Origin of the sequence: uncultured Jannaschia sp. (assembly GCF_947494055.1) — a bacterium.
Taxonomy (GTDB): Bacteria; Pseudomonadota; Alphaproteobacteria; order Rhodobacterales; family Rhodobacteraceae; genus Jannaschia.
Genome location: NZ_CANLTR010000013.1, coordinates 69,925 through 81,202, shown reverse-complemented (window position 1 = coordinate 81,202; position 11,278 = coordinate 69,925). Strand labels below are relative to the sequence as shown.

Genomic DNA, 11,278 nt, shown 5'->3' with positions numbered 1-11,278 from the left:
GGAAAACAAAGCTGGCCGAAGCCATTCGTTACGCCCTCGGCCGCATGCCCAAGGCCCGGGCATACCTCGAAAACGGCCAGCTCGAGCTGGACAACAACATCTGTGAGCGGTCAATCAGGCCGCTGACTCTTGGGCGCAAAAATTATCTCTTCATGGGATCGGAAGGTGGCGGCAAGGCTGCCGCGATCGCCTACACCCTCATCGAGACCGCCCGCATGAACCGCGTCGATCCGGAAGCCTGGTTGACGTGGGTGCTGGCCCACATTGCCGATCACAAGATCAACCGCATCGACGAACTCACGCCGTGGAATTGGCAGCCACGCTGAATGTCAACGGCGGTCACGCCGGACGGATACGATGAGAGTGCAGGAAGCAGCCGATTGAGACAGAAACGTGCCTGTGGTCACACTCTATCAGAAGAGGTCTTCCTTCAATTGTTTCTACTCTTTGGACGCCAATGGGAGGGCCGCAGAAAATCAGCTTGGCCTCGAATGACGTTTCAGGCGCAGGTGGGCACGGGCCCGTCCGCAAGCTCTTGGTCTGTCAGCCGATCCAGCGTCGCGGCAGCGACGGCACCGATGACTAGGGTGCGGCCAACGACGAGCGCCGGCGTCGCGTAGATACCGAACAGGGCGGCCAGCGCTTCGCTGCGGGCCAGCGCGGCGGCGACCTCCGGCGCATCCATGTCCGCCCGCAGACGATCCGGATTAAGGCCGAGGTCGAGCGCGACCGGGATGATTGCCTCCGGCGAGGGGCGGGGTGTGCTCATCAGGGCTCGGTGGAATGGCCAATAGGCTTCCTGCAAGTTTGCGGCGAGCGCGGCGCGGGCCAGAATGGTTGAACCCTCGCCAAGAAGCGGCAGTTCGTGCAAGGTGACGTGAACTCCCTGTAGGGCCTCGAGACGGGGACCGAGAGCTCGGCAATAGGCGCAATTGTAGTCCGAGAAATAGGCAGCCGGCACGATGCCGGGCGGAGCGGCGTCCTCGAAAAGTCCTCGACAGGAGGGACGGACGCGATCTGCCGTTGGCGCGAGGGCTATGAACGGATCGAAGCTGCCGTTGCTCGTGCCACCGTTCGAGATCAGTCTTCGGAAGCCGGCGGGTTGATCGAGCGGTTCGAACCGCAGGCCGTGCAGCCGCTCGGACAATGTCGGCAGGCCATACCGTAGGCCTGCATAGGCCGAGGCCAGTCCGATCCCCGCCACGAGAAGACGCCGCCTCGATGGGTTGTCGTTTCGCTCCCTGGACCTGCTCATTCGAAAACTGAAACTCCCATGATCACGGTCACTGCCACCAAAATCAGAATTTCGGTCAGCGCCCAGTTGTCAGGAAGAGAGATCATGATTCACACGGCGTGTTGCGTCCTGACGAGACCTACGCAGCGATCAAGATCGTGAGTAGTCCTTCGTCGGTTTGGAGGGCATTGGATACCGAAAACCGCAGTCTCACTTCTCCCGTAAACCCAGCTGGCGGGGTGTAATGCCAGTTTGCACCGTCATGAAAGAGGTCCCCCTGTTCAGGACCAGCGATGAAGGCGTGGATCGTTCCGTCTTCCGGTTGGCTGAACATCTGGGGCAGAATCAGGGTCTCGTCCGCGCGACCGGTGATCTGCATATCCTCCGCCCGGAGCGAGGGCATCGCGATTTCGGCGAAACTTCCTTGGGACAGGGTATGGAAGGATCCCGCATGGACCTGCTTCAGCCCGTATGCCCGCACCATGTAGCGGGCGCCCGGTTTTGGAGACGGATCGTGGAATTCGGACGCCGTCACGGAATTCTGGCCACTCAGGAGCTGAAACCCGTCGTCGCCCTGCTTGCGATAGACCCTGTAGCCAATGACGTCCGGGTCAACGGACGGCATCCACGAGACGGTCACGCCCTGCGCATCCGGGACGACCTGCACTCGGGTAGCGGGCGCGAGCACGAAGCCATGCGTCGTCGGATCGCCCAGCAGATTGACCCAGATCGGGTTGCGCCAAAGGTACTGGCCTGTCGGGAAGTATTCCATCGTGTCGCGGTAAGGCAGCGTGGCGACGCCGTTGTTCACGGTCCGCATGTGGACGTCGCCGATCGTACCCCCGAGCGCCATGTGGTGAAGCCACCAGGCGGGCCGTCCGCCCCAACCGACCGCGATAGGGTACCACGGTTGTGCCAGCAGGGCTGTCATCGCATTGGAGGGGGCATCGAAATTCTGCTTGCCGCTGCCAAAGTTGAGCGCGAAGATCGCCTTGTTGGCATAGCGTTGCGCGTATCGGCCGCCGTTCCAGTCACCGAAGTCGACCCCCCAGAGCCACGGCCTCTCCTCCCCAACGTCGTGGTGGCCGCCTTCCGTAACTGCGTCCGGGCCGACGATGTTGCGAAGGCCATACACCTCCCCCAAGAGCCGTTCGCCGGAGCCGTAGGCGCGTCGCAGATCCCCCAGAAGCCCGTGACGCCAATGATGGTTCTTGTCGAGATACGCTCGCAGCAAATGGAGTTCGCGGGCCGAATCGTTACCGCTCACGTTCGAGAAGTCGATCCGTCCGACCTGCATCTCGATGAAGTTGCCGGGTACCCGGTTGTCTCGAAGGGCACCCGTGGAGTCGATGTGCCATTGCCCATCAATGTCCGCGTAGAACAGGTCGGTGGCATGCGGCTTCGGGTCATGTCCGTCAGGGTTCGCACGTCCGCTTTTGACCACGGGCAGGTGCCCGATCAGGATTACAACGTGCCGTGCGAAGGGGTCCTCTGCGTAGCGCAGCGCGAGCGTTTCCCTGAGTGCCGCCGCCTGCATCAGGGTTTCGTCGGGTCCGGTCGCGCCGCCGCGTGGCCCAACGATGCGCGATACCTGCCACCCGTCGCCCTCTAGATCTCGCTCGAATCGCGCGAGGTGGGTCGCGAGCGGACCGGCGACGGTTTCGTCGACGATCACGTGGGCATGGCCCCGATCCGTTTGCGCGGGCAGGTTCACGCCAGTCGCCCAGTACCCCACGTCGATGATTCCGCGACCCGTGCGCATGACCTGGTACTCGTAAGCGACCCCCGGCCGAACAGTGTCGTCCGTGAAGCGCATCGTCAGATTGAGGGACGGAGCGATCGTCTGCCAACTTGCGGAGCCGATCTCGCCGATCCGGCGTCGTTTGATCGTCACGGCGCCGATACGCGGGCGCGATGTCCCGAACCAGCTCAACGCGACCGAACTTCCGTCCGCCGCAATGACCCCATCGAGCGGCAGGTGCTTCTCGGACGATTCCTGCGCGGAGGGTTGCGTGATGCCTGTAAGAAAGACGGTACAGGCGGCGATGAAGAACTTACGGATCATGTCTCCCTTTCTCACACAGAAGCTCGGGGCAGCGGCGAGCACTGTCCCTTTCCGGCTTGATTTGGGCCCGTTCTGCACCTGAGGGATGCGGGCCGGATCGATAATCGGACACATAGCCGGTGGGAGCGGTAGCTAAAAATAAAAGCGTTTGTGCTCGTTCAGGAAATTCTGGGTAAGCGGACGCCTCGGATCTTTCAGCACCTCGTCCGGCGTTCCGCTCTCGTAGATGCCGCCTTCCGCTAAAAACAGCACGCGGTTCGCAACGTGGTAGGCGAAGCCGATCTCTTGCGAAACGAGGAGCATGGTCCGACCTTCCTCGGCGAGTTGCTCGATGACGCCCAGGACTTCTCCGACGAGCTCAGGATCGAGGGCTGAAGTCGGTTCGTCGAAGAGCAGGATCTCCGGGTCCATCGCGAGGGCGCGGGCAATCGCGACACGCTGCTTCTGTCCGCCGGACAATCGAGCTCGATAGGTGTCTGCTGCTCTGTTGCACGAAGCTCGCCTGTGATCCCCTTCGCGAGTCCAGCATCATAGCTGGACGGCTTGTCCAAGCCTCTACCCGCCCGCTACCGAACCCTGAACTGGTCCGCCTACAACGCGTCGCCACGTGAGCGTGGATCGCTGACCGTCCGCTGACCGGCAGTGCATTGCGCAGCGATGTCACGAAATGTTGGTTCGATCCGTCGACGCCTTGGCATGCGGCGCCGTCGGGCAAGCGGGGAGGCGCGCCGGTCTGCAGCGATGCCGCGATCCAGACCTGCCTGACCACTGCCCGGCAGGACATCACGCAGTGATGTCCCGAAATGGATCGAGGTTCTTTTTGGCCTGCCGCTTCGTCAGGCGATCGTTCGGCAAGCTTCACCGTCGCAAGCCTACTGGAACTCGCGGACCTCGACTGGCCGGTCCCGGATTTTTCAGCGCTCTGCCGACGGCAGAGGACCTTGGCCGGTCGGCTGCCCTTTCAGGCCAGCGGCGGCCCATTGCACCTGCTCGTCCCCTCTCGGGATCATGCTTCGCATGACCCTGCCGGGCAGTGGACAGCACGGGCATCAAGGTCGGCGGGGAAGACGAATGGCATGCGCGCAAGCATGGGGGAGAGCGCAGGCGTGTTTGGCGCAAGGTTCGTCTGGCCGTGAACGAGGCGACCTTGGAAGTTCGTGCAGTCGAGTTCACCGGCAGTGGGGTGGGCGATGCGCCTGTGCTGTCCGACCTGCTCGCGCAGATCTCCGAGGACGAACCGATCGTTTCCGTCACGGCGGACGGTGCCTACGATACACGCGGCTGCCGCGACGCCATCGGGAACCGGGGCACGGAGGCAATCATCCCATCCCGCCGCATCGCGCAGCCGTGGAAGAGAGACAGTCCTGGGGCGGCAGGCCGGAACGAAGCCCTCCGGGCCATCAAGCGTCTCGGCCGGACCATCTGGCGGAGGTGGAGCGGCTACCATCGCCGAAGTCGCGTTGTTCGGTATCCCGGTCACGCAACCCGTCGGATGACCTTGGCGAGGGAAAGGGACGGTCCGGCCTGCTGACGTTCCGGGCAACAGAGCTCCTCGGATGCACATCCGCCGTCGTCGCGGGACGGATCGGCACGAAAATATTCGCCAGGCCGAAAGCGGTCGATTGTCATGCGCAGGGTGACGGTGCCCTTAACCGTTTCCTAGATTTTTATACACTTCCGAGGCGCCGTCGCCTAAAAAGCGGTCATTTGAACATAGGCTAGATATGACCGATTCTTCCTTGAAGACATTGACCTATCTCGACGGCCCGACCGGTCGTACGAACGAGATTCTCTATACACCGATCACGCCCGTGATGGCCGAGATCGAAGCGCCGCTGCGCGTGACGGCACCGTACGTCCCGCAGTTGACCGGCCATGGGTCCGAATACATATCGTTCGCACCGTCCGCGTTACCGCCCGCGGCCGTCTCGTCCATGGTGTACGAGACCGGAACGCGCGACGCGGACCGCCTCGTCGGTGGGGCGGAGGATGACGTGCTGGAGGGTCGGAAAGGCGACGACCGGCTGCTCGGTCGTGGTGGCGACGATATCCTGAAAGGTCAGGGCGGGGATGACACGTTGCGCGGCGGCGGCGGGGAGGACAGGCTTCTCGGCAATGGCGGCGCGGACAATCTGGCCGGAGGCGCTGCCGATGACTTTCTCAAAGGCGGCGGCGGGCGCGATCTGCTCAAGGGCGGCGGCGGCGACGACGTTCTTCGCGGGCAGGGCGGCGGCGACACGATCAAGGGCGGCGCGGGTGCCGACATTCTCGACGGGCACAACGGTCGCGACGTCCTAAACGGTGGTTCGGGCGATGACCAACTCGACGGCGGGTCGGGGAACGACAGGCTTCTCGGGGGCGGCGGGGCCGACACGCTCTTCGGCGGTGACGGCGATGACCGGCTCATAAGCGGCAGCGGCAAGGACGTCCTTTCTGGTCTCGACGGCAACGACACGCTCGTCGGAGGCAATCAGTACGACGCTTTGTCCGGCGGCAAGGGCGCTGACGTCCTCTACGGAAACAAGGGGCAGGATGCTCTGTCGGGCAATGGCGGCGCCGACAACTTGTTCGGCGGCAGCGGCGATGACGGTCTCACGGGCGGCGGGGGCAAGGACCGCCTGTTCGGCGGGGGCGGAAACGACCTTCTGCTCGGAGGGGGCGGCAGCGATCTGCTGGTCGGGGGTGGCGGCGACGACGTTCTCTACGGCGGTCGGTCCGACGACATCATCCGCGCCGGTGGCGGTTCCGACCTGCTCTACGATGATCGCGGCGACGACCGCATGAATGGCGGAGCGGGTGCGGATGCGTTCTTCTTCGTCGAGCGGCGTTCCGACGAGCTGGACGTGATCGAAGATTTTGACGTCGACAGCGACGTCATTGCGATCGCCGATGCGACCAATGCCGAGATCAATTCGATACGCTTGGGATCCGGCGATGACGACGGGGCATATGCCGATCTGATCATCAACGAGCACACGATCCGCTTCTACGGCTTGACCGAGAACGAGCTTCGAAACGACGTGGAGATCAGCTTCTACGAAAGCTGAGGTTCCCGGGCGACCGGAAGGCTCGGGCCTCCGGTCGCCGCCCGCCTGCTACATCATCTCGCGAACATCCGTCAGCCGGCCGGTCACGGCCGCGGCCGCAGCCATGGCCGGGGACATCAGATGCGTACGGCCCCCGCGGCCCTGCCGTCCCTCGAAGTTCCGGTTCGACGTGGCGGCGCAGCGCTCCCCGGGCGCGAGCTGATCCGGGTTCATCGCCAAGCACATGGAGCATCCGGCGAGGCGCCATTCGAACCCCGCCGCCTTGAAGATGTCGGCGAGCCCCTCCTCCTCGGCCTGCGCGCGCACGAGGCCGGAGCCGGGCACGACCATGGCGCGCATCCCTTCTTTGACCTTCTTGCCCTTCAGGATCGCCGCGGCAGCACGCAGATCCTCGATCCGGCCGTTGGTGCAGGAGCCGATGAACACGGTGTCGATCGACACTTCGGAGAGCGGCGTGCCGGGCGTCAGTCCCATGTATTGCAGCGAGCGCTTCGCCGCGTCGACCTTGCCGCCCTTGAAGTCCTCCGGGGCGGGAACCGAGGCGGTGATCGGCAGGACGTCCTCGGGCGAGGTGCCCCAGGTCACGACCGGCGCGATATCCTCGCCCGCGATGGTGACCATCTTGTCCCAATGCGCGTCCTCGTCGGAGCGGAGCGTCTTCCACCAGGCCAGCGCCGCGTCCCACTGCGCGCCCTTCGGCGCATGCGGGCGGCCCTTCACGTAGTCGAAGGTCGTCTCGTCCGGCGCGATCAGGCCGGCGCGCGCGCCGCCCTCGATCGCCATGTTGCAGACGGTCATGCGGCCTTCCATCGACAGGGCGCGGATCGCCTCGCCGCAATATTCGATGACGTAGCCGGTGCCGCCCGCCGTGCCGGTCCGGCCGATGATCGTGAGGGTGATGTCCTTGGCCGTCACGCCGGGGCGGAGCTGCCCGGTGATCTCGACCTTCATGTTCTTGGACTTCTTCTGGATCAGCGTCTGCGTGGCGAGGACGTGCTCCACCTCCGACGTGCCGATCCCGTGGGCGAGCGCGCCGAAGGCGCCGTGGGTCGCGGTGTGGCTGTCGCCGCAGACGATCGTCATGCCGGGCAGGGTCCAGCCGTTCTCCGGCCCGATGATGTGGACGATCCCCTGCCGGATATCGCTGACCGGGTAGTAGTGGATGCCGGATTCCCTGGCGTTGCGGTCGAGCGCCTCGACCTGGATCCGGCTTTCCTCGTTCATGCCACCGTTCACCCGGTCGGCCGTCGTCGGTACGTTGTGGTCCGGCACGGCGATGGTCTTGTCTGGCGCGCGCACGGTGCGACCGGCCAGGCGCAGCCCTTCGAAGGCCTGGGGCGAGGTCACCTCGTGAACGAGGTGGCGGTCGATGTAGAGCAGACAGGTGCCGTCCTCGGCCTCGTGCGCCAGATGGGCATCCCAGATCTTGTCGTAGAGCGTCTTGGGGGACATGCGTCCTCTCCCGGATGATGTGGTCGTGTCAGGATCGTCGGGCGGGCGATCGGGTTCGGCGCCGGGCGAGAACGGAACGCGACGCGCCGAAGAACCGCTCCCGCAGGCGGGCGTGATCGCACAGATCGATGCTGACGGGCGCGGTGTCGGACATGGCGCGCGGAATAGACCTTTCGGACAGGTCCATCAAGCGGGCCGTGACACGTCGCGCGCGCCCCGCCCCGCCCCGCCCGTGCAGGCTCAGGGCGCGCGCGGAGACCTCGTCAATCGCCGGTACGCCGGTGGCGCAGCAACGCGAGGCTTCCCAGAGCGAAAGCAAGCGCCGGGGCGGTAAGCGGCAGGGGCACCGCGGCGATCTCGTAATAGCCGCCGGTGATGTTGACGCTCGACGCCGGATCGCTGGGCGGAACGTATTGTATGGCCCATTCCCCCGGGATCTTGGGATCGAAGATGCCGTCGAACTCGAAGATACAATCGCCGACCTCGCATGTCACCGGATCACCGTTGACGTCGGTCGTGGCGTATGCTGCGGCGTTGAACACCGCGCCGAACCCGAAGCCGCCCGGTCCGGCAAGCGAGTTGTCCGCAGCATTGTAGCTAGGCGCCAGGGCACCGGTTCCCAGAACGGAGAAGGTGCCGCCCCGACGGTGAAGGTCGCCGAATCCAGTGCCCCACCCTCGACCGGTGCGACAAACTTGCCGAGTGCCATGGTAGTTCCCGCGTTGAAGACATCGAACGTGGCGGCGTTGGCGAACGTCGTGGTGCCGAGCGACAACGGAGCCAGGAGGAAAAGCGTTCGAAACAAGGTCAAACAATGTAATCGATAATCTGAACAGGATACTCATACCACATCTTGACCCTTTCCGCGATCTCCTTCGCTTGGCTGATATGCGGCGCTCCCCGAGACGCCTGGCCACGTAGGAGGCCGGTTAAAAGAATGCACTCCAGAATCGACGGTATCGCGAGCAGCGTTAGACGAACACATTGATCCACGGAGTCACGGCGTCCGAAAAAATTCGTCGCGCACGGCGCCGTTGCCGGGCCCCGGCCGGCGGGTCATAGTTCGTCGATGGACGAGGACATTCTCGACACGTTTCCGCTTCGGGAGGAGATCGCCCGGGTGACGGGTGAGGCTGCTGCCTTCGCCATCGACCTGCTGCGCCCGGGATGGAAGCTCTGGCAGGTCCTGATCATCCTGGCTGTCCTGCTGGCCGCATGGCTTCTGCGCGGCTGGGCCGCCGAGCGGATGACGCACTGGATGCGAACGCAGACCGGACGGCCGAAATGGCAGCTCCGCTGGCTCGTCATCGTGCGGAACCGCCTGGGGCTCGTCTGCTTCGCCGCGCTGATCTGGATGACGCTCCTGATCATGCGGGAGGTCACGTGGCCCTCGCGCAGCTACCTCGTCGGGCTCGCCGCCACGATCGGGACGGCGTGGATGGTGGTCAGCTTCGTCGCCCGACTCGTGCGCAATCCGTTCCTGCGCAAGATCGTGAACTGGGGCCTGTGGATCTACGTCACGCTGTTCTATCTCGGCATCCTCGACGAGACGAAGGTGTTCCTCGACTCGCTGGCCATCGAGTTCGGCGATTTCCACCTCTCCGTCCTGGGCATCATCACCGCGCTCGTCGTGATCGGCGTGCTTTTCGCGATGGCACGCGTGCTGACCAAGGCCACGAGCAGCCGGATATCCAGGAACGAAGACATCAGCCCGTCGATGCGGGTGCTCGTGGTCAAGCTCCTGCAGATCGTCCTCTATGCGGGTGCGTTCTTCCTCGGGCTCAAATGGGTCGGCTTCGATCTCACGGGCCTAGCCGTTCTCTCGGGCGCGATCGGCGTGGGGCTGGGCTTCGGCCTGCAAAAGGTGGTCTCGAACCTCGTCTCGGGCGTCATCATCCTCCTCGACAAGTCGATCAAGCCCGGCGACGTCATCACCATCGGCGACACGTTCGGCTGGATCAACGCGCTGACGGCGCGCTACGTCTCGATCACCACGCGGGACGGGCGGGAATATTTGGTCCCGAACGAGGACCTGATCACCGGGCTGGTGGTGAACTGGTCGCACTCCAACAGCCTGGTCCGCCTCGACATCTTCTTCGGTACCTCCTACGGCGACGATCCGCACGAGGTGCGCCGGATCGCCATTGCCGCGGCCGCGGGGACGGAGCGGGTGCTGAGCAGCAAGCCGCCGGTCTGTCACATCGTGGGCTTCGGGGATTCCTCGGTGGACTACATCCTGCGGTTCTGGATCATCAATCCGACCGAGGGGCTGACCAACATCCGCGGCAACGTCTATCTGGCGCTCTGGGACGCGTTCAAAGCGAACGGCATCTCGATCCCGTTTCCGCAGCGGGAGGTGCGGATGCTGGGCGACGGCGCCCCGCAGGGCGACGCGAAGCGGCCGGGCCACAGCACGCCGGTCCCGGGGGATTAGCCCATCGCGACATCCCCTCGCGCCGCTGCTTGACGGGTTGACGAGGCGTTCCCATCTCCATGACGTGATTGCCGGACTACCGAACCGGTGTTAATCTATCGACCATGCCACGCCCTTGAGTGTGGCCCAACAGCCGGAGGATCGGCCCCTGCCTTCCGAGACCCATGCGGCCGCTGCAAGCGCCGCTTCTGCCCGCAAGGGCGACACAGGTTCCGCTGGCTATGAGACCAGCGACGCGACCCTCGACATCATCCGAACGACGCTGGACGCCGAGAAGGCCGAGGACATCGTCCAGATCGACCTGCGGGGGAAATCCGCCGTGGCCGATCACATGATCGTCTGCTCCGGCCGCTCGACCCGGCAGGTGACGGCGCTGGCGGAGAAGCTGTCGGAGAAGCTGAAGGATCGGCTCGGCCGCTCCGCCCGTACCGAAGGCAAGTCGCAGGGCGACTGGGTGCTGCTCGATGCAGGCGACGTGATCGTCCACATCTTCCGCCCCGAGGTCCGGGACTTCTACCAGCTCGAGAAGATGTGGCAGGATCCCGGGGCCGAGGCCGTTCGCGCGAACTGAGGTGAAGCTCCACCTTCTGGCTGTCGGGCGGCTACGCCGCGGGCCGGAAAAGGCGCTCGTCGACGAGTATCTCGAACGTTTCGCGAAGGCGGGGCGCGGGCTGGGCCTGCCTCCGGCCACGCTGGTCGAGGTCGATGGCAAGGGCGCGGGCATGGCGGCGGAGGCCGAGCTTCTTGCGAAATCCCTGCCGTCGGCCGCGGTCCGGGTCGTCCTCGACGAACGTGGCGCGCAGCTTTCCTCTCCGGCCTTCGCCGCGCGGCTCGGCGACTGGCGCGACCGGGCGGAGGACGTGGCCTTCGTCATCGGCGGGGCCGACGGGCTCGATCCCGGTATCCGCGACCGGGCCGACCTCGCGATCAGCTTCGGCGCGATGGTCTGGCCGCACATGCTCGTCCGCGTGATGCTGGCCGAGCAGCTCTACCGCGCCGCCTCGATCCTGGCCGGGGGCCCCTACCATCGGGCCTGATCCCAACCT

General features: G+C 64.8%; 9 protein-coding genes and 2 pseudogenes. 6 read left to right on the top strand and 5 right to left on the bottom strand.

Translation table 11 applies throughout. The annotated features are described in order from the left end of the window. The coding region (locus Q1A87_RS12920; protein WP_299651960.1) for a transposase at positions 1 to 326 on the top strand (326 nt) is incomplete at its 5' end. A gap of 173 nt (positions 327 to 499) precedes the next feature. Here Q1A87_RS12920 and Q1A87_RS12915 read toward each other — a convergent pair. The 3 genes and pseudogenes from Q1A87_RS12915 to Q1A87_RS12905 all read right to left on the bottom strand — a co-directional run. Further along, positions 500 to 1,204, bottom strand: coding sequence for a DsbA family protein (locus Q1A87_RS12915; protein WP_299651958.1), 705 nt, complete (start codon positions 1,202 to 1,204; stop codon positions 500 to 502). A gap of 169 nt (positions 1,205 to 1,373) precedes the next feature. After that, on the bottom strand, positions 1,374 to 3,299 hold the full coding sequence (locus Q1A87_RS12910; RefSeq protein ID WP_299651956.1) for a fibronectin type III domain-containing protein: 1,926 nt from the start codon (positions 3,297 to 3,299) through the stop codon (positions 1,374 to 1,376). A gap of 132 nt (positions 3,300 to 3,431) precedes the next feature. After that, a pseudogene (locus tag Q1A87_RS12905) lies at positions 3,432 to 3,779 on the bottom strand (ATP-binding cassette domain-containing protein); the annotation flags it as partial. A 63-nt stretch (positions 3,780 to 3,842) separates the two neighbouring features. Between Q1A87_RS12905 and Q1A87_RS12900 the strand changes: the two are divergent. Then, positions 3,843 to 4,761: pseudogene (locus tag Q1A87_RS12900) on the top strand (IS5 family transposase); the annotation flags it as partial. A 277-nt stretch (positions 4,762 to 5,038) separates the two neighbouring features. Then, entirely contained in the window at positions 5,039 to 6,346 is a 1,308-nt protein-coding gene (locus tag Q1A87_RS12895; RefSeq protein ID WP_299651954.1) for a calcium-binding protein, read from the top strand. A 48-nt stretch (positions 6,347 to 6,394) separates the two neighbouring features. Here Q1A87_RS12895 and leuC read toward each other — a convergent pair whose 3' ends face one another. Beyond that, positions 6,395 to 7,798, bottom strand: coding sequence for a 3-isopropylmalate dehydratase large subunit (leuC, locus tag Q1A87_RS12890; RefSeq protein ID WP_299651952.1), 1,404 nt, complete (start codon positions 7,796 to 7,798; stop codon positions 6,395 to 6,397). A gap of 263 nt (positions 7,799 to 8,061) precedes the next feature. Beyond that, positions 8,062 to 8,643, bottom strand: a complete 582-nt coding sequence (locus Q1A87_RS12885) for a hypothetical protein (RefSeq protein WP_299651950.1) — start codon at positions 8,641 to 8,643, stop codon at positions 8,062 to 8,064. Between the two features lie 224 nt (positions 8,644 to 8,867). Here Q1A87_RS12885 and Q1A87_RS12880 point away from each other — a divergent pair, with 224 nt between their 5' ends. The 3 genes from Q1A87_RS12880 (at position 8,868) to rlmH (ending at position 11,269) form a co-directional block, all read left to right on the top strand. Continuing rightward, complete coding sequence (locus Q1A87_RS12880; RefSeq protein WP_299651948.1) at positions 8,868 to 10,232, top strand: mechanosensitive ion channel domain-containing protein; 1,365 nt, start codon at positions 8,868 to 8,870, stop codon at positions 10,230 to 10,232. Between the two features lie 247 nt (positions 10,233 to 10,479). After that, positions 10,480 to 10,803 carry a ribosome silencing factor gene (gene rsfS, locus Q1A87_RS12875; RefSeq protein ID WP_299651975.1) on the top strand — a complete coding sequence of 108 codons (324 nt, stop codon included), beginning with the start codon at positions 10,480 to 10,482 and terminating at the stop codon, positions 10,801 to 10,803. A gap of 1 nt (position 10,804) precedes the next feature. After that, positions 10,805 to 11,269: a 23S rRNA (pseudouridine(1915)-N(3))-methyltransferase RlmH gene (gene rlmH, locus Q1A87_RS12870; protein WP_299651946.1), complete on the top strand. Its 465-nt coding sequence runs from the start codon at positions 10,805 to 10,807 to the stop codon at positions 11,267 to 11,269. The last annotated feature ends 9 nt before the right edge of the window (positions 11,270 to 11,278 follow it).

Excerpts from the sequence above, each read along its gene's own strand:
- Q1A87_RS12910 (WP_299651956.1), bottom strand. The coding sequence starts at position 3,299 with ATGATCCGTAAGTTCTTCATCGCCGCCTGTACCGTCTTTCTTACAGGC.
- leuC (WP_299651952.1), bottom strand. The coding sequence starts at position 7,798 with ATGTCCCCCAAGACGCTCTACGACAAGATCTGGGATGCCCATCTGGCG.
- Q1A87_RS12885 (WP_299651950.1), bottom strand. The coding sequence starts at position 8,643 with ATGAGTATCCTGTTCAGATTATCGATTACATTGTTTGACCTTGTTTCG.
- Q1A87_RS12880 (WP_299651948.1), top strand. The coding sequence starts at position 8,868 with ATGGACGAGGACATTCTCGACACGTTTCCGCTTCGGGAGGAGATCGCC.